The sequence below is a fragment of the Pseudomonas sp. DF11 genome (genome assembly GCF_058148565.1).
Map to the genome: position 1 here is coordinate 70952 of NZ_JBYVYN010000013.1, position 21946 is coordinate 92897.

At 60.0% G+C, this 21946-nt stretch carries 21 protein-coding genes; 15 read left to right on the forward strand and 6 right to left on the reverse strand.

Features of this window, described 5'->3' with window-relative positions:
- Positions 1-3: 3 nt before the first annotated feature.
- From AC30D9_RS27265 to AC30D9_RS27280, 4 genes are all read left to right on the forward strand, one after another.
- Positions 4-777 carry a hypothetical protein gene (locus AC30D9_RS27265; protein WP_490145238.1) on the forward strand — a complete coding sequence of 258 codons (774 nt, stop codon included), beginning with the start codon at positions 4-6 and terminating at the stop codon, positions 775-777.
- Positions 774-1460, forward strand: a complete 687-nt coding sequence (locus AC30D9_RS27270; protein ID WP_134923638.1) for a transposase — start codon at positions 774-776, stop codon at positions 1458-1460. Before AC30D9_RS27265 ends, AC30D9_RS27270 begins: the two co-directional genes overlap by 4 nt.
- A complete protein-coding gene (locus AC30D9_RS27275) occupies positions 1453-1635 on the forward strand; it encodes a hypothetical protein (protein WP_134923637.1) in 183 nt (60 codons plus the stop codon). Before AC30D9_RS27270 ends, AC30D9_RS27275 begins: the two co-directional genes overlap by 8 nt.
- Before the next feature lie 179 nt (positions 1636-1814).
- Complete coding sequence (locus AC30D9_RS27280) at positions 1815-2684, forward strand: isocitrate lyase/PEP mutase family protein (RefSeq protein ID WP_109751675.1); 870 nt, start codon at positions 1815-1817, stop codon at positions 2682-2684.
- A 139-nt stretch (positions 2685-2823) separates the two neighbouring features.
- Here AC30D9_RS27280 and AC30D9_RS27285 read toward each other — a convergent pair whose 3' ends face one another.
- Complete coding sequence (locus AC30D9_RS27285; RefSeq protein ID WP_307571273.1) at positions 2824-4053, reverse strand: acyl-CoA dehydrogenase; 1230 nt, start codon at positions 4051-4053, stop codon at positions 2824-2826.
- Positions 4054-4230: 177 nt separating this feature from the next.
- On the opposite strand from AC30D9_RS27285, the gene AC30D9_RS27290 reads away from it, so the two are divergent.
- From AC30D9_RS27290 to AC30D9_RS27300, 3 genes are all read left to right on the forward strand, one after another.
- A complete protein-coding gene (locus tag AC30D9_RS27290; protein ID WP_307571274.1) occupies positions 4231-5163 on the forward strand; it encodes a LysR family transcriptional regulator in 933 nt (310 codons plus the stop codon).
- A gap of 207 nt (positions 5164-5370) precedes the next feature.
- Positions 5371-5772, forward strand: a complete 402-nt coding sequence (locus tag AC30D9_RS27295) for a MerR family transcriptional regulator (RefSeq protein WP_057447765.1) — start codon at positions 5371-5373, stop codon at positions 5770-5772.
- Positions 5773-5931: 159 nt separating this feature from the next.
- Complete coding sequence (locus AC30D9_RS27300) at positions 5932-6831, forward strand: hydroxymethylglutaryl-CoA lyase (RefSeq protein ID WP_490145239.1); 900 nt, start codon at positions 5932-5934, stop codon at positions 6829-6831.
- A 632-nt stretch (positions 6832-7463) separates the two neighbouring features.
- Here AC30D9_RS27300 and AC30D9_RS27305 read toward each other — a convergent pair.
- Positions 7464-9161, reverse strand: a complete 1698-nt coding sequence (locus AC30D9_RS27305; protein WP_490145240.1) for an AMP-binding protein — start codon at positions 9159-9161, stop codon at positions 7464-7466.
- A gap of 186 nt (positions 9162-9347) precedes the next feature.
- Between AC30D9_RS27305 and AC30D9_RS27310 the strand changes: the two genes are divergently transcribed.
- Genes AC30D9_RS27310 through AC30D9_RS27325 form a run of 4 tightly spaced genes read left to right on the forward strand, consistent with a single transcriptional unit; the run spans position 9348 to position 14908 of the window.
- Positions 9348-10511 carry an isovaleryl-CoA dehydrogenase gene (locus AC30D9_RS27310; protein WP_109751670.1) on the forward strand — a complete coding sequence of 388 codons (1164 nt, stop codon included), beginning with the start codon at positions 9348-9350 and terminating at the stop codon, positions 10509-10511.
- Positions 10512-10522: 11 nt separating this feature from the next.
- Positions 10523-12130 (forward strand): carboxyl transferase domain-containing protein, encoded by a 1608-nt coding sequence (locus AC30D9_RS27315; RefSeq protein ID WP_490145241.1) that lies wholly within the window; start codon positions 10523-10525, stop codon positions 12128-12130.
- A gap of 13 nt (positions 12131-12143) precedes the next feature.
- Positions 12144-12962: a gamma-carboxygeranoyl-CoA hydratase gene (locus tag AC30D9_RS27320; RefSeq protein ID WP_134923630.1), complete on the forward strand. Its 819-nt coding sequence runs from the start codon at positions 12144-12146 to the stop codon at positions 12960-12962.
- Positions 12959-14908 carry an acetyl/propionyl/methylcrotonyl-CoA carboxylase subunit alpha gene (locus AC30D9_RS27325; RefSeq protein WP_490145242.1) on the forward strand — a complete coding sequence of 650 codons (1950 nt, stop codon included), beginning with the start codon at positions 12959-12961 and terminating at the stop codon, positions 14906-14908. The genes AC30D9_RS27320 and AC30D9_RS27325 overlap by 4 nt, the downstream gene beginning before the upstream one ends.
- Before the next feature lie 29 nt (positions 14909-14937).
- On the opposite strand, the gene AC30D9_RS27330 is transcribed toward AC30D9_RS27325, so the two are convergent.
- A complete protein-coding gene (locus tag AC30D9_RS27330) occupies positions 14938-15585 on the reverse strand; it encodes a LexA family protein (RefSeq protein WP_109751666.1) in 648 nt (215 codons plus the stop codon).
- A 131-nt stretch (positions 15586-15716) separates the two neighbouring features.
- Here AC30D9_RS27330 and AC30D9_RS27335 point away from each other — a divergent pair, with 131 nt between their 5' ends.
- Both AC30D9_RS27335 and AC30D9_RS27340 read left to right on the forward strand, forming a co-directional pair.
- Entirely contained in the window at positions 15717-16058 is a 342-nt protein-coding gene (locus AC30D9_RS27335) for a DUF6124 family protein (protein WP_134923628.1), read from the forward strand.
- 493 nt (positions 16059-16551) lie between these two features.
- On the forward strand, positions 16552-17703 hold the full coding sequence (locus AC30D9_RS27340; protein WP_490145243.1) for a M14 family metallopeptidase: 1152 nt from the start codon (positions 16552-16554) through the stop codon (positions 17701-17703).
- A 104-nt stretch (positions 17704-17807) separates the two neighbouring features.
- Here the strand turns inward: AC30D9_RS27340 and AC30D9_RS27345 are convergent, their stop codons facing one another.
- On the reverse strand, positions 17808-18344 hold the full coding sequence (locus AC30D9_RS27345) for a cytochrome b (RefSeq protein WP_307571282.1): 537 nt from the start codon (positions 18342-18344) through the stop codon (positions 17808-17810).
- Positions 18341-19423 (reverse strand): catalase family peroxidase, encoded by a 1083-nt coding sequence (locus AC30D9_RS27350; protein ID WP_490145244.1) that lies wholly within the window; start codon positions 19421-19423, stop codon positions 18341-18343. Before AC30D9_RS27350 ends, AC30D9_RS27345 begins: the two co-directional genes overlap by 4 nt.
- Positions 19424-19589: 166 nt before the next feature.
- On the opposite strand from AC30D9_RS27350, the gene AC30D9_RS27355 reads away from it, so the two are divergent.
- Both AC30D9_RS27355 and AC30D9_RS27360 read left to right on the forward strand, forming a co-directional pair.
- Positions 19590-20096, forward strand: coding sequence for a sigma-70 family RNA polymerase sigma factor (locus AC30D9_RS27355; RefSeq protein ID WP_307571284.1), 507 nt, complete (start codon positions 19590-19592; stop codon positions 20094-20096).
- Entirely contained in the window at positions 20093-20845 is a 753-nt protein-coding gene (locus tag AC30D9_RS27360) for an anti-sigma factor family protein (protein ID WP_490145245.1), read from the forward strand. The genes AC30D9_RS27355 and AC30D9_RS27360 overlap by 4 nt, the downstream gene beginning before the upstream one ends.
- A gap of 132 nt (positions 20846-20977) precedes the next feature.
- Here the strand turns inward: AC30D9_RS27360 and AC30D9_RS27365 are convergent, their stop codons facing one another.
- Positions 20978-21814: an IclR family transcriptional regulator gene (locus AC30D9_RS27365; protein ID WP_490145246.1), complete on the reverse strand. Its 837-nt coding sequence runs from the start codon at positions 21812-21814 to the stop codon at positions 20978-20980.
- Between the last annotated feature and the right edge of the window lie 132 nt (positions 21815-21946).

Genomic DNA, 21946 nt, shown 5'->3' on the forward strand with positions numbered 1-21946 from the left:
TTCATGATCAGAAATCTGATTGCCACAAGATTACCGCCCGAACACGTAGCGCAGATAATCACGACATTAGACATGACCGCGCAAATCAAGCAATTGATCGAAGACCTGTACGCTCGACAAAATTTTGCTACAGCGCAGTCTCGCCGCGCAGCCATCATGAACATGACCAACCCGCACACGGGCACCATCACATTGCACTGCACGGATATTGGCAATATCAGTATCAAGGCACCTGCGCTCAACAATACTTCTTCGCAACTGTACTCGGTGCCCGGCCAGAGTATTTTATTCGCACTGGATCGCCCCTTCGAAGTCCAGCAATACATCATCGACAGGCATCAACTTGAAAAAGCTGACACCCGGATCGTCGACAACAACAATCCCCTGGTCATCGATGGCAGCCGAACCCTGTTCGACTATTCCCAACAGGGCCGAAAACAGGCTGGGTTGATTGGCAGGATTAACTTTCCCGACCGAAGTTCGGACATCAGTGTATTTGACCGTGCCTCACTGCGCAAAACCGCCTGGCTGCCTCACGACGGCAGTGCCGCCCGGTACCTGGTGAGCCTCGAACTGCTCGAAACGATCCAGGACCCAGGAGGCGCCAGGGTTGCCGAGGAGCTGATCTACCACTATCACCCCGCCGTGGCCTGGAAAGCCTTCCAGATGCTTTATCGGGCTGACCCGCAAAACGCACTGAACTACCTTCCACTGCTGAAAAAACTCAAAAATACGCGCCTGGATAACTTGCTCCGCCCATTGGAGCGGGCGACATGAAGCTGGAAACTTTTATCGCGCGCCTGAATACCTATGACACGCAGCGAGACAGAACCAGGATCATTGCAGATTTGCGTCAGCTGGCGACAAACCGTTGTTTATTGAGCAGCCATCTTCATTCCACCCTCCAGCAAGACGGTTTTAGTACGCGCGGCAGTCTCTATAACGCCTATGGTTTTGTATTGCATAAAAATTCTTCATTCACCCTTCGCCTGGGATTTTGGTCTCCGGTAAAAACCAGGGATGAACGCGAAACTTTCATTTACAACCTGAACCACAATCACGACTTTGAAATTTATGCCGTCGGCTACAGCGGAGATGGGTACACCACCATTACCCGAGAAATACTCGATGATCTACCCCTGCAAAAAGGTAAGAGGCCCCGTTTGGGTAAAGCGCGAAGACTTAAACTTGCGCCAGGAAAAGTCTTGTACATGCCAGCATTGCGGGTAATACATAAGCAAATAGCCCCGAACACAATGTCTGCGTCCCTCAGCCTGCTTATCCATCCCGAACGTTTGGACAAGATCGACGAAGCCTGGTGTTTTGACAGGCATTACCACCCCTTATACCCCGGCGTAGCAGCGCAAGAGGTCGCGTTGTTTACCGATACCCTGTCGCTGCTCGGTGCCGATAGCCCTTCATTGTCCAGTAACCAAAGAAAGGAGGAAAACCGTGAATAACTTGATGAAAGACTGGGAGCAAGCTCCATTGCTGCGGGCAGGTACCGATGTGGTCGATACCGCAATCCAACTGTCGAACGACACTCAATGCACAATTCCCGGATTCCCCACCCGCTTCAACATCGGAAACATCCATGAGATCAAGCAACTCTGGAGCCTACCGACCGAAGACTGAATAGCTTGATGGCCTTTACCCGGCTGCAGACTTTCCGGGCCTGCGGCCTTTCTTCGATGCCGTAAACGCATCGCCCATACACATTCGTCATCATCTTTGCGCTTGCCACGTGATAGCCTTTGGATCTTTCGGCGTTGACACTTTTGCTCAAGCCTTTCCATTCCATTGGTGGAACTCATATGTCCAGGCTTTCCCATCAAGATTTGCGTCGTGACTTCCGTCAACTGTTGGCTTCCAAGACCTGCTACCACACCGCGTCGGTATTTGACCCCATGTCGGCGCGTATCGCCGCCGACCTGGGTTTTGAAGTAGGCATCCTGGGAGGCTCGGTGGCGTCGTTGCAAGTATTGGGCGCGCCGGACTTCGCTCTGATCACCCTGAGCGAATTTGCCGAACAGGCCACCCGTATCGGCCGCGTGGCCCAACTGCCGGTCATTGCCGACGCCGACCACGGCTACGGCAATGCCCTGAACGTGATGCGCACCATCGTCGAACTGGAACGTGCCGGCATTGCGGCGTTGACCATCGAAGACACCTTGCTGCCGGCCCAGTTCGGGCGTAAATCCACCGACCTGATCAGCGTCGCCGAAGGCGTCGGCAAGATTCGCGCAGCCCTGGAGGCGCGAGTCGATTCGGAAATGGCGATCATTGCCCGAACCAACGCCGGGATTTTGCCGGTCCAGGAAATCATCAGCCGGACTCAGCAATATGAGCGTGCCGGGGCGGACGGGATTTGCATGGTGGGCGTGCAGGACTTCGATCACCTGGAGAAGATCAGCGAAAACCTGACGGTGCCGCTGATGCTTGTCACTTATGGCAACCCACTGCTGCGCGACGATAAGCGCCTGGCCGAGTTGGGTGTGCGCGTGACCATCGACGGCCACGGCGCGTATTTCGCCGCGATCAAGGCCACCTATGACAGCCTTCGTGAACAACGGCAGATCTTCACCCAGGCGTCAGACCTCAACGCCACCGAACTGACCCACACCTACACCCAGCCCGAGGACTACATCCGCTGGGCCGAGGAGTACATGAGCGTCAAGGAGTGAGCTGACTCGCTATTCAGGAGGCCGCAATCGCGAGCAGGCTCGCTCCCACAGGGGCCTGCGGTGAACGCCAATGCTGCGTTTCTCCAACAAACCCTGTGGGAGCGAGCCTGCTCGCGATTGCGGTGTCAGTGAATAAGCTTCAGCGCCCGCTACGCAACATCTCCCTGGGCACGTACTTGCCGATCTCGAACTTGCCGATGGCGGCGCGGTGGACTTCATCGGGGCCGTCGGCCAGGCGCAGAGTCCGTTGCATGGCGTACATGTAGGCCAGCGGGAAATCGTTGGAGACCCCGGCGCCGCCGTGGATCTGGATCGCCCTGTCGATGACTTTCAAGGCCACGTTCGGCGCGACGACCTTGATCTGGGCGATTTCGCTTTTCGCCACTTTATTGCCAACGGTGTCCATCATGTACGCCGCCTTCAAGGTCAGCAGGCGCGCCATGTCGATTTCCATCCGTGAGTCGGCAATCTTGTCGACGTTACCGCCCAGGCGCGCCAACGGCTGGCCAAACGCGGTGCGGCTGACGGCCCGCTTGCACATCAATTCCAAGGCACGCTCGGCCATGCCGATGGAACGCATGCAGTGATGAATTCGCCCAGGGCCGAGGCGCCCCTGGGCAATTTCAAAGCCGCGTCCTTCACCCAACAAAACATTTTCGTACGGCACCCGCACGTTATCGAACAGCACTTCGGCATGCCCGTGTGGCGCATCGTCGTAGCCGAACACCGGCAGCGGTCGCAGGATTTTCACCCCGGGGGTGTCCACCGGCACCAGGATCATCGAGTGCTGGGCATGCCGTGGCGCATCGGGATTGCTCAGGCCCATGAAGATCAGGATCTTGCAGCGCGGGTCACAGGCCCCTGAAGTCCACCACTTCTTGCCGTTGATCACCCACTCATCACCGTCACGCTCAGCACGGGCGGCCATGTTGGTAGCGTCCGAAGAGGCGACGTCTGGCTCGGTCATGGCGAAGGCCGAGCGGATTTCCCCGCGCAGCAGTGGCTCGAGCCAGCGCTGCTTTTGTTCTTCATTGGCATAACGCACCAGTACTTCCATGTTGCCGGTGTCCGGCGCCGAGCAGTTGAACGGCTCCGGCCCCAGCAGCGAACGGCCCATGATCTCCGCCAATGGCGCGTATTCCAGGTTGGTCAGGCCGGCACCCAGCTCGGATTCTGGCAGGAACAGGTTCCACAAACCTTCAGCCTTCGCCTTGGCCTTGAGCTCTTCCATGATGGCCGTGGGTTGCCAGCGGTCGCCTTCGGCCACTTGCCGTTCGAACACCGCTTCGGCCGGGTAGACGTAGGCATCCATGAACGCCGTGACACGTTCACGCAGTTCCTGAACCTTGGGGGAATACGCAAAATCCATGAGCAGCACCTTCTGGGCAGAGGTTGTTTTAGGTCATGAAATCGATGCTAGTTCAGCTACGAAAATTTACCTAACCTATTCTCGGCGTGTATTAACATTCATCACCGATATATGTTTCACTGATTCTCATCGCCACCCGGCACCTCACAACAAGCCCAAGAACAAGAGTGCAGCGCCATGAATCTGAGCAAGGTCGACCTCAACCTTTTCATTGTCTTCGATGCGATCTACACCGAAGCCAACCTGACCCGCGCCGGGCAGATCGTCGGCATCACTCAGCCGGCCGTGTCCAATGCCCTGGCCCGCCTGCGGGAGACCTTCAACGACCCACTCTTCGTGCGCACCGCCCAAGGGATGGTGCCGACGCCCATGGCCCAGAACATCATCGGTCCGGTGCGCAACGCCTTGTCGCTGCTGCGGGTGTCAGTGCAGGAAAGCCGGATCTTCAACCCGTTGCAGGCGGTCAAGACCTACCGCATCAGCATGACCGACCTCACCGAAGGCGTGATCCTGCCGCTGCTGTTCCAACGCCTGCGCCGCCTGGCACCGACCGTGGCGATCGAAAGCTTCCTCTCCAAGCGCCGTGAAACCACCAAGGAACTGGCCGCCGGCCGCCTCGACTTCGCCGTCGACGCGCCACTCAACACCGACCCGCAGGTGCGCCACGTCAAGTTGATGGAAGACCGCTACGTGTGCGCCATGCGCAAGGGCCATCCATTGGCGGGCAAGGAAAAGCTCAGCCTCGACGATTACCTGGCCCAGACCCACGTGCATATTTCCAGTCGCCGCAACGGCCTGGGTTATGTCGACCTGGCCCTCGGCAAGATGGGCATCCAGCGCAAGATCGCCCTGCGTTCCCAGCACTACCTGATGGCCTCCCAGGTGCTACAGCAGACCGACATGGTCATGACCGTTCCCGAACGCTTTGCCCGTCGTCACGATTTGCACGCCTTCCTGCTCCCGGTCAACGACGTGCCACCGGTGGAAACCCACTTGTACTGGCACGAAAGCACCGACCAGGATCCGGCCAACCGCTGGATGCGCGAGCAGATGATCGAGCTGTGCCAGCAGGTGACGGCCCATGAGAAGAAGCTCGATAAGGTGGTGTAAAGCTTTGGACCGCGTTCTCGTTCTTCGCGAGCAAGCCCACTCCCACATTGGACCTGCAATACACTCAACATTTGTGTACAACGCAGAACCTGTGGGAGCGGGCTTGCTCGCGAAAGGGCCCGCACGGACAACGCACCTGCGACTGCTTGACGCGAACGTCAACCTGCCTTTAGCTTAGCGCCAGCCCCTTTCGTTTCGAGCGCTTCCATGAGCAGCCAGACCTACAGCATCTCCGACCTCGCCCGCGAGCTGGATATCACCACCCGGGCCATCCGCTTCTATGAAGAACAAGGCCTGTTGAGCCCGGAGCGTCGGGGCCAGGAGCGCATTTACTCGCCGCGGGACAAGGTCAGCCTGAAGCTGATCCTGCGGGGCAAACGCATCGGTTTTTCCCTGGCCGAGTGCCGCGAGCTGATCGAACTCTACGACCCCTCCAGCGGCAATCAGAAGCAGCTGCACAGCATGCTGGCGAAAATCGCCGAGCGCCGGGAACAACTCGAACAGCAATTGCTGGACATCGAACAGATGAAGCTGGAACTCGACACCGCTGAAGAACGCTGTATCCAGGCGCTGGAGCAGACGATCAAAGGCGAGGAAATCGTCCAGTAACACTTTCTGAAAAAACTGTGGGAGCGAGCCTGCTCGCGATAGCGCTATAACCGACACTACCGATGTTGACTGACATACCGCTATCGCGAGCAAGCTCGCTCCCACAAGGGCTCATCATTGCTCTCGGCATATTGGCAACCCCACCACAGGTCAATCCCCATGTCCCTCCCCTCCTTTGTACGCTTGATCGAAGTCGGCCCCCGTGACGGCCTGCAGAATGAAGCACAACCCATCAGCGTCGCCGACAAGGTGCGCCTGGTGGATGCCCTGAGCGCTGCCGGCCTGGGCTACATCGAAGTCGGCAGCTTCGTCTCGCCCAAGTGGGTGCCGCAAATGGCCGGTTCCGCCGAGGTGTTCGCGCAGATCCAGCGCAAGCCGGGTGTGACCTATGGCGCCCTGGCACCGAACCTACGGGGCTTTGAAGACGCGCTGGCGGCGGGCGTAAAAGAAGTCGCGGTATTCGCCGCCGCATCCGAAGCGTTCTCCCAGCGCAACATCAACTGCTCCATCACGGAGAGCCTGGAACGCTTCGCGCCGATCATGGAGGCCGCCAGGCAGCACGGCGTCAGTGTGCGTGGCTACGTGTCCTGCGTGCTGGGCTGCCCGTATGAAGGCGCGGTCAAGCCTGAACAGGTGGCTTGGGTCGCTCGGGAGCTGTATGCGATGGGCTGCTACGAGGTCTCCCTGGGTGACACCATCGGCACGGGCACCGCTGGCGCCACACGCCGGATGTTCGAGGTGGTGGGTGCCGAGGTGCCGCGGGACAAGCTCGCTGGACACTTCCACGATACCTACGGCCAGGCCATGGCCAATGTGTACGCCAGCCTGCTGGAAGGCATCGCGGTGTTCGACAGCTCCATCGCCGGCCTTGGCGGCTGCCCTTATGCCAAGGGCGCCAGCGGTAACGTTGCCACCGAAGACGTGCTGTACCTGCTCGATGGCTTGGGTATCGAAACCGGTGTCGACCTGAATGCCCTGATCGCCGCGGGTCGGCAGATCTGTGATGTGCTCGGTCGTCCTAGCGGTTCGCGTGTCGCCAAGGCCCGTAGCGCCCAGTGAGGTGTTACCGCTGGCTTTGTAACAGCGGCGAAACGAGTAACACGGAAACAATTTGTCAGGTTTGGCCCGTCAGGTTTTTCAGTCAAAAAATATAACTCATTGATTTACATAGGTTTTTAAAAGTTGGCACGCCACCTGCTATATCTCTGGCATAACAAGAATAAAAAAACGCAGCAAACCCAATAAAAACAAGACGAAACGACTCTGACATAACAAAAACAACACGGCAGAGACGCAGCTAACAGATTTTTTTGGAGAAGATGTGCTTTTCAGGGTGCTTACAGAAGCAACCCGCAACCGGGCAGAGAATAATAAAACTACCTTCAGGTAGCTCCCGAATCGGTTGGATCGCAAGGCGAAAAGGCAGATCAGCGCTCAAAAAAATACGTTTGCTCTTGATCCCGGATGGGGATCGCCAAAAACAGCGGTAAAGGGCCACGGCTGCCAAAAACAACAACAGGCCGCCCCTCAATAATAAAAAAAGAGCACGCGACGACAAAATTAAAGGGGAGCTTCGGCTCCCCTTTGTGCTGTCTGGGGTTTTTCGGTTGTTTTGGAAGGCGGTGTATCAGCCACAGCGCTTTGACCGACACACCGCATCGCGAGCAGGCTCGCTCCCACAGGTCTTATGGCTAGTCTTCCTTTTCACACAGTTCTTCGATGCTGATTTCGCGCATGCGGAATTTCTGGATCTTGCCGGTAACCGTCATCGGAAATTCCTCGACGAATTTGAAATGACGCGGCGTCTTGAAGTGGGCGATGCGCTCCTTGCACCAGGCTTGCAGCTCTTGCTCGGAGGCGCTGTGGCCGGGATGGAATTTGATCCAGGCGACGATTTCTTCGCCGTAGCGCGAACACGGGATGCCAATCACTTGCACGTCCGCCACTGCCGGATGGGTGAAGAAGAACTCCTCCAGCTCACGTGGGTAAATATTCTCTCCACCACGAATGATCATGTCCTTGTTGCGCCCTACGATGCGCACATAGCCCTGCTCGTCCATGGCCGCCAGGTCCCCGGTGTGCATCCAGCCATCGGCGTCGATGGCATCGGCGGTGCCCTTGGGGTTGTTCCAGTACCCGAGCATCACGCTGTAGCCGCGGGTACACAACTCGCCGATGGCGCCACGCGGAACGAGATTGCCCGCCTCATCGATAATTTTGCTTTCCAGTTGCGGCTGGGTGCGGCCGACGGTGGTCACGCGCAATTCCAGTTCGTCTGAAGGACCGGTCTGCAATGACACCGGGCTGGTTTCCGTCATGCCGTAGGCAATCTGCACTTCAGCCATGTGCATTTCGTTGATGACCCGCCGCATCACTTCGATGGGGCATGTGGCCCCGGCCATGATCCCGGTGCGCAGGCTGGACAGGTCGAACTCGTCCCTTTGCGGCTGATCGAGCATGGCGATGAACATGGTGGGCACGCCATACAGCGCAGTGGCTTTTTCCTCGGCCACGGCCTTTAGCGTCAGCAACGGGTCGAAGGCATCGTTGGGGTAGATCATGGCGCTGCCATGAGTCATGCAGCCCAGGTTACCCATGACCATGCCAAAGCAATGGTAGAGCGGCACCGGGATCACCAACCGATCGCCAGCGGTCAGGCCCAGGCTTTCACCGACCATGTAACCGTTATTGAGAATGTTGTGGTGGCTGAGGGTCGCACCCTTGGGGAAACCGGTGGTGCCTGAGGTGTACTGGATATTCACCGGTTGATCGGAATGCAGGCTGGCCTGGCGCTCTGCCAGTTGTCCAGAGGTAGTCGCTGCGCCAAGGGCGGCCAGTTGCGACCAAGGCAGAAAGCCTGGGGGCGGCTGAAGATCGAGGCTGATCACACCTCGCAAATCCGGCAAGCGCTCACTCTGCAGGTGGCCGATCAATTGCTCTGCCAGCTCTGGTGCCAGCGCTTGCAACATGGCGTGATAGTCCGAGGTCTTGAACGCCCCGGCACACACCAGCCATTGGCATCCGGATTGTTTAAGCACGTATTCGAGTTCAGAAACGCGATAGGCCGGATTGATGTTGACCAGAATGACACCGATCTTCGCACTGGCGAACTGGCTGATACACCACTGGGCGCAATTGGGCGCCCACACGCCAAGGCGATCACCGGTCTTCAAACCCAGTGCCAACAAGGCGCGGGCGTGCAGATCGACGGCCTCGGCCAGTTGTTGCCAGGTATAACGCAGCGATTGATGGCGAACCACCAGCGCCTCGCCCTCTGGATACCGGGCTACGCTCTGGTCGAAAACCTCGCCAATGGTTTGCGCCAACAAGGCCTTGGCCTGGGAGCCACGAGTGTAGCTGAGCTGCGAATGCGAACCGGGTTGATCCATGACGCCCCCTCTTGTCTTTATTAGTGGGTGTAGCGGTGAACCTGATGCAGAGCGTTATTACTCTCGCTCAAGTTGACGTTAACGTAAAGGGCGATTGACAGCCTTCCAGCGCAGGCTTACGTTAACGTAAAGGTGAGAGCCATTTCTCGGTTCTCCACACCCGATAAAAAAGCCAAAAGGTGTCCCATGAGCTACCCATCCCTGAACTTTGCCCTCGGCGAAACCATCGACATGCTCCGCGATCAGGTGCAGGCCTTCGTCAAGGCCGAGTTGGCTCCCCGGGCGGCGCAGATCGATATCGATAACCTGTTTCCCGCTGACATGTGGCGCAAGTTCGGCGACATGGGCCTGCTGGGTATCACTGTCCCGGAAGAATACGGCGGCGCTGGCCTGGGTTACCTGGCCCACGTGGTGGCCATGGAAGAAATCAGTCGCGGTTCGGCCTCGGTCGCCCTCTCCTACGGTGCCCACTCCAACCTCTGCGTGAACCAGATCAATCGCAACGGCAACCACGAACAGAAAACCAAGTACCTGCCCAAGCTGATCAGCGGCGAACACATTGGCGCCCTGGCCATGAGCGAGCCGAACGCCGGCTCCGACGTGGTCTCCATGAAACTGCGGGCCGACAAGCGTGGCGACCGTTACGTGCTCAACGGCAGCAAGACCTGGATCACCAACGGTCCCGATGCCAACACCTATGTGATCTACGCCAAGACCGACCTGGAAAAAGGCCCCCACGGCATCACTGCCTTCATCGTCGAGCGCGACTGGAAGGGCTTCAGCCGCAGCAACAAGTTCGACAAGCTCGGCATGCGCGGCTCCAACACCTGCGAGCTGTTTTTCGACGACGTCGAAGTGCCGGAAGAAAATATCCTCGGTGTGCTCAATGGCGGCGTGAAAGTGCTGATGAGCGGACTCGATTACGAGCGCGTGGTGCTCTCTGGCGGTCCGACCGGGATCATGCAGGCGTGCATGGACCTGATCGTGCCGTACATCCACGACCGCAAGCAGTTCGGCCAAAGCATCGGCGAATTCCAGCTGATCCAGGGCAAGGTCGCCGACATGTACACCCAGCTCAACGCCAGCCGCGCCTATCTGTATGCCGTGGCCCAGGCCTGCGAGCGCGGCGAAACCACCCGCAAAGACGCCGCCGGGGTGATCCTCTACAGCGCCGAACGCGCCACGCAAATGGCCCTCGACGCCATCCAGATCCTTGGCGGCAACGGCTACATCAATGAATTCCCGGCCGGTCGCCTGCTGCGTGACGCCAAGCTGTACGAAATCGGTGCCGGCACCAGTGAGATTCGTCGGATGTTGATCGGCCGCGAACTGTTCAACGAAACCCGCTAACGGAGCTGATCATGGCCACGCTGCACACTCAGCTCAACCCACGCTCCCCGGAGTTCATCGCCAACCGCGATACGATGCTCGGACACGTCGAGGCCCTGCGCACCTTGCTCGCGCAAGTGCGCCAAGGCGGCGGCCCCAAGGCCCAGGAACGGCATACGTCGCGGGGCAAGTTGCTGCCCCGTGAACGCATCAACCGGCTGCTGGATCCGGGCTCGCCGTTTTTGGAGATCAGCCCGTTGGCGGCCCACGAAGTCTATGGCGAAGATGTGCCGGCGGCCGGCGTGATTGCCGGCATCGGTCGCGTGGAAGGCGTCGAATGCATGATTGTCGCCAACGACGCGACGGTCAAAGGTGGCTCTTATTATCCGCTGACGGTGAAGAAACACCTGCGCGCCCAGACCATCGCCCAGCAAAATCGCCTGCCGTGCATTTACCTGGTGGATTCCGGCGGCGCCAACCTGCCACGCCAGGACGAAGTGTTCCCGGACCGCGAGCACTTCGGCCGGATCTTCTTCAACCAGGCCAACATGAGTGCCCAGGGCATCCCGCAGATTGCCGTGGTCATGGGGTCCTGCACCGCTGGTGGCGCCTATGTGCCGGCCATGGCGGACGAGGCGATCATGGTCCGCCAGCAAGCGACGATTTTCCTCGCCGGGCCACCCTTGGTGAAAGCCGCCACCGGCGAGGTGGTCAGCGCTGAAGATCTCGGCGGGGCTGACGTACATTGCAAGATTTCAGGGGTGGCCGACCATTACGCCGACAGTGACGAACATGCCCTGGCCCTGGCCCGCCGCAGCGTCGCCAACCTCAACTGGCGCAAACAGGGCCAGTTGCAGCAACGCCAGCCCATCGCCCCGCTGTACTCGAGCGATGAGCTGTACGGTGTGGTTTCGGCCGACGCCAAGCAACCGTTCGATGTCCGGGAAGTGATCGCGCGCCTGGTGGACGGTTCGGTATTCGACGAGTTCAAGGCGCTGTTCGGAACGACCCTGGTGTGCGGCTTCGCGCATTTGCACGGCTACCCGATCGCGATCCTCGCCAACAACGGCATCCTCTTCGCCGAGGCCGCGCAGAAAGGCGCGCACTTCATCGAACTGGCGTGTCAGCGCGGGATTGCGCTGCTGTTCCTGCAGAACATCACCGGCTTCATGGTCGGGCAGAAGTACGAAGCGGGCGGCATCGCCAAGCACGGTGCCAAACTGGTGACGGCGGTCGCCTGTGCCAAAGTGCCGAAATTCACCGTGATCATCGGCGGCAGTTTCGGCGCGGGCAACTACGGCATGTGCGGTCGCGCCTACGATCCACGGTTCCTGTGGATGTGGCCAAACGCGCGGATTGGCGTGATGGGTGCCGAGCAGGCGGCCGGCGTGCTGGTGCAGGTCAAGCGCGAGCAGGCCGAACGCAGCGGCCATCCCTTCAGCGCCGAGCAGGAAGCCGAGATCAAGCAACCGATACTCGATCAATACGAAGAACAGGGCCACCCCTATTATTCCAGCGCCAGGCTGTGGGACGACGGCGTCATCGACCCGGCCCAGACTCGCGATGTACTGGGCCTGGCCTTGTCCGCATCACTGAATGCGCCTATCGAACCGAGCCGCTTCGGCGTGTTCCGGATGTAAACGGGGAATGCCCATGGATAACTTCAACACCCTCGAACTGCACACCGACCCCCGGGGCGTTGCCACCCTGTGGCTCAGTCGCGAGTCGAAAAACAACGCGTTCAACGCCGAAATGATCCGCGAACTGATCCTTGCCCTGGACCAGGTCAGTGGCGATCCGAGCCTGCGCTTCCTGCTGATCCGCGGGCGCGGCAAACATTTCAGCGCCGGCGCCGACCTGGCCTGGATGCAGCAATCGGCTGAGCTCGACTACCACACCAACCTCGATGATGCCCGGGAACTGGCGGAGCTGATGTACAACCTCGCCAAGTTGAAAATCCCTACGTTGGCGGTCGTCCAAGGCGCGGCGTTCGGTGGCGCACTGGGGCTTATCAGCGCTTGTGACATGGCCATTGGCGCTGATGAAGCACAGTTCTGCCTGTCGGAAGTGCGCATTGGCCTGGCGCCGGCGGTGATCAGCCCGTTCGTGGTGCAAGCCATCGGCGAGCGGGCGGCGCGTCGTTATGCCCTGACTGCAGAACGCTTCGACGGGCAACGTGCGAAAGAAATCGGTTTGCTGTCGGAAAGTTATCCGAGCGAGGTCTTGGACCAGCAGGTCGAACAGTGGATCGACAACCTGTTGCTCAACAGCCCGGCAGCCATGCGCGCCAGCAAGGAACTGCTGCGTGAAGTCGGTAACGGCGCCCTGACCCCGGCGCTACGGCGCTACACCGAAAACGCCATCGCCCGTATTCGCGTCAGCCCGGAGGGCCAGGAAGGTCTGCGGGCGTTCCTGCAAAAGCGCGCGCCAAACTGGCAAGCCGAATCGAGTAACAAGGAGCCGCGTCAATGAGCGCACCCGCCCTCACCACATTGCTGGTGGCCAACCGTGGCGAAATCGCCTGCCGCGTGATGCGCACTGCCAAGGCCATGGGCCTGACCACCGTTGCCGTACACAGCACCACCGACCGCGATGCCCGCCACAGCCGTGAAGCCGACATCCGCGTCGACCTGGGCGGCAGCAAGGCCGCCGATAGCTACTTGCAAATCGACAAATTGATCGCTGCCACGAAAGCCAGCGGCGCCCAGGCCATCCACCCCGGTTATGGCTTCCTGTCCGAGAACGCCGGGTTCGCCCGGGCGATTGAAGACGCCGGACTGATCTTCCTCGGCCCACCGGCCTCGGCCATTGATGCCATGGGCAGCAAATCGGCGGCCAAGACCTTGATGGAAACCGCCGGGGTGCCCCTGGTGCCCGGTTACCATGGCGAAGCCCAGGACCTGGACACCTTTCGCGACGCCGCCGAGCGCATCGGCTACCCGGTGTTGCTCAAAGCCACCGCTGGCGGTGGCGGCAAGGGCATGAAAGTCGTCGAGGACGTCAGCCAACTGGCCGAAGCCCTGGCCTCGGCCCAGCGTGAAGCACAGTCTTCGTTCGGCGACTCACGGATGCTGGTGGAAAAATACCTGCTCAAGCCGCGCCATGTGGAAATCCAGGTATTTGCCGACCAGCACGGCAACTGCCTGTACCTCAATGAACGCGATTGCTCGATCCAGCGCCGCCACCAGAAAGTGGTGGAAGAAGCCCCCGCGCCCGGCCTGACCCCGCAACTGCGGCGGGCAATGGGCGAAGCCGCCGTGCGCGCGGCCCAGGCGATTGGTTATGTCGGGGCCGGTACGGTGGAGTTTCTGCTGGATGCGCGGGGCGAGTTTTTCTTCATGGAGATGAACACCCGGTTGCAAGTCGAGCATCCGGTCACCGAAGCGATCACCGGACTGGACCTGGTGGCCTGGCAGATCCGCGTCGCCCAAGGCGAGCCATTGCCGATCACTCAAGCGCAAGTGCCGCTGCTCGGTCACGCCATCGAAGTGCGGCTGTATGCCGAAGATCCGGTCAACGATTTCCTGCCAGCCACCGGACGCCTGGCGTTGTATCGCGAATCAGCCGAGGGACCGGGGCGGCGGGTCGACAGTGGCGTGGAGGAAGGTGATGAGATCTCGCCATTCTACGACCCGATGCTCGGCAAGCTGATTGCCTGGGGTGAAGACCGTGAGCAGGCGCGCTTGCGGCTGTTGAGCATGCTCGACGAATTTGCCATTGGCGGGCTGAAGACCAACATCGGTTTTCTGCGACGAATAGTGGCCCACCCCGCTTTTGCGGCGGCGGAGCTGGATACCGGATTTATCCCACGCTACCAGGGGCAATTACTGCCAGAGCCTGGCGAATTGGATGACGCGTTCTGGTCCGCAGCCGCCCAGGGATTCGCCTTGAGCCTGACACCGCGCGTACGCGGTGATGACGCCGATTCACCTTGGGCCAGCACCACCGGGCTGCGCCTGGGTCTGCCCAGGGAAACCACCCTGCATCTGAGCTGCGAAGGCCAGGATCGTGCGATCACGCTGGACATCGACGCCCGCTGCGCGGAACTCAAGGGCGATCAACTGGTAATCGAGCAGCACGGCCTGCGTCGCAGCCATCGGGCCATTCGCCAGGGCGACAGCCTGTATCTGCAATGGGCGGGTGATCTGCACCGGATCGACCTGTACGACCCGCTGGCCGCCGCCGAGGCCAGCCACAGCCATCAAGGTGGCCTGGCTGCGCCCATGAACGGCAGTATCGTGCGGGTATTGGTGAGTGTCGGCCAGACGGTGGAGGCCGGGGCTCAACTGGTGGTACTGGAGGCCATGAAAATGGAGCACAGCATTCGGGCGCCGAAGGCCGGTGTGATCAAGGCACTGTATTGCCAGGAAGGTGAAATGGTCAGCGAGGGCAGTGCCCTGGTGGCGTTCGAAGAATAGGAATCGGCCCGCTCCCAGGGCCGATCCAGTCAGAACCTGATGGTGGCCTGCACCACCACACCGATGAGCCGGCATTGCTCGGTGTACAGGGTTTTCGGGTAAGTCGGATTGAGCGGAACCAGGTAACGCTGACCGCTCTCTTCGATCAATTTGCGAAAGGTCGCGTCACTGCTGCCAGGCAAGCAGGCGACCACCAATTTGCCAGGCACCGCCTCGATGGCCGGATCCACCAGGATCGACATGCCCTCGGGGATGCTCAACCCGCTGGGTGCGGTCATCGCATCGCCCACCACTACCAGCCAGAATGCATCGCCCAGGGCGTGGTAGTCCGTCAGCTCGTAGCGCGCCTGGCTGTAGGCGCCAGGATCACCTTCGCGCACCCCGCCAACCTCGTGCCATTCACTGACCGGGTAGCGGAAGTACGGATTGTACTTCTGCGCCAGGGCCATGCCTTCGTCCGTGGAGGTGTCCGGCTCGCGAATCACCATGGCCACTTCCAGAAACTCCAGCCCCAGCTCCCGCAGGACCCGGTTCATGTCTTCGACACTGGGTTGCCGGCGCTTGGTCAGCCAATGGCCGACGCCACCCTGGGACATTCCCAACCGCTCTGCGAGCACCACTTGCGTGATGCGCAGCTCCTTCATCTTGGCCTTGACCAACTCTATCCATTTATCCATGTGCGGCACGATACGTGGGTGACTGCGGCCATTCAAAACACAAATTGTAGTATTTAAATTATCGTCACAATTACGATAAGTACTATTCTGGATTCAGGAGTTCAGCCCCCTACACGGAGATTCCCTTCCCCATGGATACACCCAGCAAAGACCAGCCCAGCAGCCCTTTCGACGGTACGTTTCCTCCCCTGCAGGATTGTCCGGCGGCCCAACGCGCCCTCGATTACTACCTGAAACCAGGTGTTTCGCAAGCGCCGGCAGAACATCGCTTCTTCGACGTCAACCACAATATCAGCGCAGAGGAAGCCCTCGTTCACGCATGCGACCTGCTGCGCTGTGCCGCGGCGACCGCCCACGAGTCCGCCAACCGGTTGAATGGTTCGAGCCGTGACCTGGCATTTTCGGTGGTGCATATGATCGATCTGGCCAAGGTGATGCTTGACCGATCCCTGGATGGCTACCCTACCCGCTAGGAGTAACGCTTGGGAATGTCGTCGCGAACGCGAACGACGAGAAAAATTTTCCAATCGATGCGATAAAACCATTTGACTTGCAAATGATAATGATTATTATTGCATCAGCTGGTCGCGAGATCAGTCGATAGACCAGAAGACCTTAGGTCGGACTTCTGGAATATCTCCTCATCAGGCTAATCACGGTTTTTGACCCGGCTTTTTGCCGGGTCTTTTTTTGCCGATTTTTCGGCTTATGGCTTCAGGCTAATGAAGTCTTTTGGGGTGCTGCCAATTCGGTGGCGGCGATGATAGCAAATGAATATCTGTTTACAAGAGCCCTCCCGCCACACGGGCGAAAACTATCGACAACCAGCACTTGAGAATCAATTGCAGACTCTCTAAGCTGACTTGGCGTCCAGGGAGGACGCCCCCTCGTTTACGTGACTTAAATCGTCTCGATTCGCCTTCCTTGCGTGTAAAGTAACGGCATGAAAAATCCTTTCCAGGAATCGTGACCGTGGCTAAATCTTCCTTTGATATCAGTGCCAATTTCGACAGCGGCAACATCGAGGTCGTCGACATCAGCAACCCCTTGCAGTCGTTGCTCAAGATCAGGCCCGACACCCGCAGCGCCCATTTCCAATGGTTCCACTTCAAGGCCAGCGGCCTGCACGTCGGCCAGGAATATTCCTTCCGCCTGCTCAACGCCAGCCAATCGTCCTATAACAAGGCCTGGACGGGCTATCAGACCGTTGCCTCCTACGACCACGTCAACTGGTTCCGCATTCCGACCCAGTTTGAAGGCGACGCCCTGCGCTTTCATCTGGAGGCCGAGCAACCCCACGCCTGGTTCGCCTACTTCGAACCTTACAGCCGTGGCCGTCATGATTGGCTGATCGAGCAAGCGCAGCACAAGGCCGGCACCGAGCTGCTGGCCGTCGGTAAAAGCGTGGAAGGCCGCGACATTCAATTGCTGCGCAAGGGCAGCGGTGCCGAAGGTCGGCGCAAAGTCTGGATCATTGCCCAGCAGCATCCCGGCGAGCACATGGCCGAATGGTTCGTGGAGGGCGTGATCGAACGCCTCCAGCACCATGACGATGCGCAACTGAACCGGTTGCTCGCCAAGGCCGATCTGTACCTAGTACCGAACATGAACCCGGACGGCGCATTCCACGGTCATCTGCGAACCAACGCCATGGGCCAGGATCTCAACCGTGCCTGGCAGAACGCCAGTCCGGAAATCAGCCCCGAGGTTTTTTTCGTACAACAGCAAATGGAAAAGTACGGCGTCGATCTGTTCCTCGACGCGCACGGCGATGAGACAATCCCCCACGTATTCACCGCCGGTTGCGAAGGCAACCCGGGCTACACGCCACGCATCGCCACACTCGAAGAGCGCTTTCGCAGCCATCTCAAGCACCAGACCAAAGACTTCCAGACAGTTCACGGCTACACCCGTGACGAACCAGGCCAGGCCAACATGACCCTGGCCTGCAATGCGGTCGGGCAGAAATATGACTGCCTGTCCCTGACCCTGGAAATGCCGTTCAAGGACCACAACGATCACCCGAACCCAATCACCGGCTGGTCTGGCAAACGTTCGATGCAACTGGGCAAGGATGTGTTGAGCACCATCGAGGCCATGGTCGACGAGTTGCGCTGAGGCCCCAATACCTGAACACATCTCCTGTCATGGTGGACATCCTGTGGCAAGGGGATTTATCCCCTCACCACAGGTTATTCCTTGCCTCTCAGAGAACGACGGCCTCAGCCCTTGCCGCGCAACATGCTGTCCAACACCTCATCCCGACGCACCCACGCGTGAAACAGCGCCGCGGCCAAATGCACCAGCACCGTCAGGAACAACAGGTAGGCCAGGTACCCGTGGGCCTTGCGCAGCAGCGCGAAGGTCTGGGCATGCGCCGGCACGATCGACGGCAGCTGCAGCCAATGCCCCAGCATCACCGGGTCTCCGGCCGCCGAGATCATGCCCCAGCCCAGCAACGGCAAAACCAGCATCAAGGCGTACAGCAACACATGCGAAGCCTTCGCCGCCAACACTTGCCAGCCTGGCAGATCGGCCGGCAGCGGTGGTTGTCGGGTACTGAAGCGCACTACCAGGCGCACGATCACCAACAGCAAAATCGCGATACCCAATGGCTTGTGCAACTGAAGCAGCCATTCATGGCGTTCGGACACCGAGGCGACCATCCCCGCGCCGATAAACAGCATGGCAATGACCATCAATGCCATCAGCCAGTGCAGCAGCCGAGCCAGCGGTGCAAAGTGACGAGGGGCGCTCATGGGCGGGACTCCTGGTTGGCGGGCAATTGGCTCACTTCGCTGGTGCGTCGCAGATAGGAACTGGCATAGGCAGCGGAACGCGCGACCAGCAGCGGATCGTCGGAACCTTCGATCCCTTGGGGCAGGATCAGCGGGTCATAATTGATGTCGCGACATTCGCCGTTGTCCTGCGCCTGGGTGCGCTCCAACACCAGCGTGCCGGCATTGAGCACCTTGCGCTCAGCGGGCCAGGCCTTGCTGGCGTCGTTCACCGGATCCCCCGGGTTGGCCAAGGTGATGTTCAGTTGCCAGCGCAACGGCCCGGCGGCGAGACGTTTCACCAAGTCTTGCTCAAGGAAATCGGCACCCTGGGGCGGGGTTGCATCCGTCGCGTCCTGGCTCAACGGCACCACGCCCCAGCGCACCGCCTGGCGCTGTCCGACGGGGTTGACCAGATAGAATGCGTTGATGCCATTGTAGGTTTCGGTGGCATAACTGGCCGACGGCTTGGCGGTCTTGATCCATTGCAGGAATGGCGCCGCTTCGGGGTGAGCGGCAAAAAAAGCCAGTACGGCCGCAGAATTCGGTTTTCCTGTGGTGGGATCCGGCGACTGGGCTTGCTGTAGTTGGTAGAAGGCTTCGGGCGTGCCCACCGGAAACACCGGCATGCTGTTCATGCCGGTGCGCCACTGCTGGCCGTTGGCCTGGGTAAAGCGCAGCGCCAGGCTACGAATCGGTACGCTCCCGTCAGGTGCATAGGGGTTGCCGCTGGGCAAGGCGAAACGCCCGACCACCGGCGTTTGCGGCTGCGAGAAGACTTGGGCGCTGGAATAGGCGCTGGCCTCGCCAGAGCTTTGGAAGTAGCCCGCGACGCAGACACCTTTTGAGTGGTTACGGCGAAAGCCTGGGTGAACGCCGTTGTTTTTTTCCAGGACATTGACCAGCGCCTGCGGTGTCAGGCGCTGTGGGTCGAGGCTGCCATTGACGTAGGCAAACGCCCCGGCCAGCGCGGCAACAATCACGGCGATGCCGCTCAGGCGCAATGTCAGGGCTGCGGCGCTCAAGGGCGGCCGGCTCGACGAGGGTGAAGGATCAACCATGAGAAAGCTCCAGGGCTCGAGACCATTTGTTGGAAAGGATCCGTCAGACGAAGGCCCGGCAGGTTTATTCCCATGCCTCGTATTTATTTTTCCTGCACTGGAATAATCTCGTTCGCGGGTCGTCTTTCCAGTCCCGGCACAGTGACTTGCCCACAGAAGCCCCCCTATGAACGCATTCGACGAACAGTTGCGCGAACTCATCCCCCGGCTACGGCGTTTTGCCGTGTCGCTGACGCGCAACCCGAGCAACGCCGACGACCTGGTGCAGATGTGCCTGGAACGGGCATTGTCCAAATGGACCGACAAGCGCCCGGACGGCGATCTGCGGGCCTGGCTGTTTTCGATTTTGTATCGGCAGTTTCTCGACAACCACCGCCGCTCCCGGCGGTACGCGCGCATGCTGGAGTTTTTCACTGGCCGCGACGATGCCCACCCTTCGGCCGAGCGTAGCGTGATTGCACAATCATCCCTCCAGGCCTTCGATCAGCTCACCACTGAACAACGTGCACTGTTGTTGTGGGTCTCGGTGGAAGGCTTGAGTTACCAGCAAGTCGCCGACATCCTCGGCGTGCCGACCGGCACGGTCATGTCCCGCCTGTCCCGTGCCCGCCAAGCCCTGCGCCAACTCACCGACGGCGAAATCACCCGCCCTGCCCTGCGGATACTCAAATGATCAGCATGCCCCCCAGCGACAGCGACCTGCACGCCTACGTCGATCGCCAACTGAGCGAGGCCGACCAGCGCCTGGTGCAGGCCTATTTGGCCAACCATCCTGAAGTCGCCGCCCGGGTCCGCGCCTGGCAACAGGACGCGCAGCACCTGCGCACGGCCCTGAGCGGAACCTTGCAACAGCCGCCCAACCCGGACCTTGACCCGACCATGATTCGCCAGCACCTGAAACATCGCTCTCGCCGCCATCTGGCCAACGCCGCGGTGTTGTTGCTGGCCGTCAGCGTGGGCGGCTTGGGTGGCTGGCAAGCGCAGCAAATGACCCTGCTCAGCGCCGCTCCCCCCATGACCGATGCCCTGCAGGCGTACCGGTTGATAGCCCAGCAGGGCATCCTGCCAGCCGATTACCAGACGGGCGATGAGCGGAGCATGCAAGGCTGGCTCGACCACTACTTCACACAGGCCGAGCGATTGCCCGACCTGTCGGGCGCGGGTTTCAAGCCAGTCAGCGGGCGCTTGCTCAGCACCGAGCAAGGGGTGGCGGCCATGGTGGTTTATCAGGACCAAAACGGTGAGAAGATCAGCTTCTACGTGCGCCCACCGGGCCCGAAAAACTTCCTGCTTCCCCGTGGCAGCCGCCGTGACGGCGAGCTACAAGCCGAGTACTGGTCCGGCCCGGGCTACAACTATGCGATGGTCATACCCAGCGATATGCCAGCGGCGCAGCGGCTCAAGCAAACCCTGAATTTCTAATCACCGCCGCCCCTGTGGGAGCGAGCCTGCTCGCGATAGCGGCATGTCAGCCGGCACATTACTGACTGGACCACCGCTATCGCGAGCAGGCTCGCTCCCACAAGGGTTCTGCGATAATTCAGAGGAGTCGGTTCACCCCTGCCCAAACACCTGCGAAGGCCTGCGCAACAATGGGTCGAACGGGTTGATCCGCGGCCCGATCAGGGCCGCCTCACGTTTGAGCATGTCCACCACCGTCGGCAGGCGATCAGGCCCCAGGCGGTCGCTCACCGTCGCTACGCTCAAGGCGGCCACGGCCCGACCGTCACGGTCCAGGATCGGCACGGCCACCCCGGCCATGCCTTGCAGTACGCCGGTGTTGCGCCCGGCGTAGCCCAGCGTGCGCACGTTCTCCACTTCCGAACGCAGGAAGACTTCGTCGTACAAATGGAAATCCTTGAGCCGTGGCAGGTTGTATTGAATTACCGTGTCGCGCTCTTCTTCCGGCAGGAACGCCAGGATCGCCAGGCTGCCCTGCCCCACGCCCAATGCCACGCGCCCCCCAATGTCACCAGTGAACGTACGGATCGGAAACGGCCCTTCGCTGCGGTCCAGGCAGATGGCATCGAAACCACTGCGGGCGAGCAGAAATAGCGAGTCCCCCAAGGAAGCCGACAACCGCAGCATGGCCGGGCGCACCAGTTCGCGCAGGTTGCCGGTGTTACCGGCGCGGGCGGCCAGGGCGAAGAACTCCAGGCTCAGGCGATAGCGCTTGCTGCGAGCGTCCTGCTCGACCATGCCCTCGTCCATCAGGCTGCGCAACAAACGATGGGTGGTGGGCTGGGACAAACCGATGCGCTGGGCCAATTGCGTCACCCGCTCGCCGCCCTCGACGGTATCACCCAGGCTACGCAACACGGCAAACAACCTGGAGACCGCGCCGACACCCACCTCGACTTTTTCATTATTCCGATCAGTGGAATTCGACATGTTATTTCTCATTATTAAATTTACTCACTGAATTAAATTGAAAATAGTCTTCGCTTCAGTGAAATAGTCCATTGAGCCCATCCTATTCTTCGTCCTACTCTGCGTCCATACAGGGGCGATTCGAACAACAGC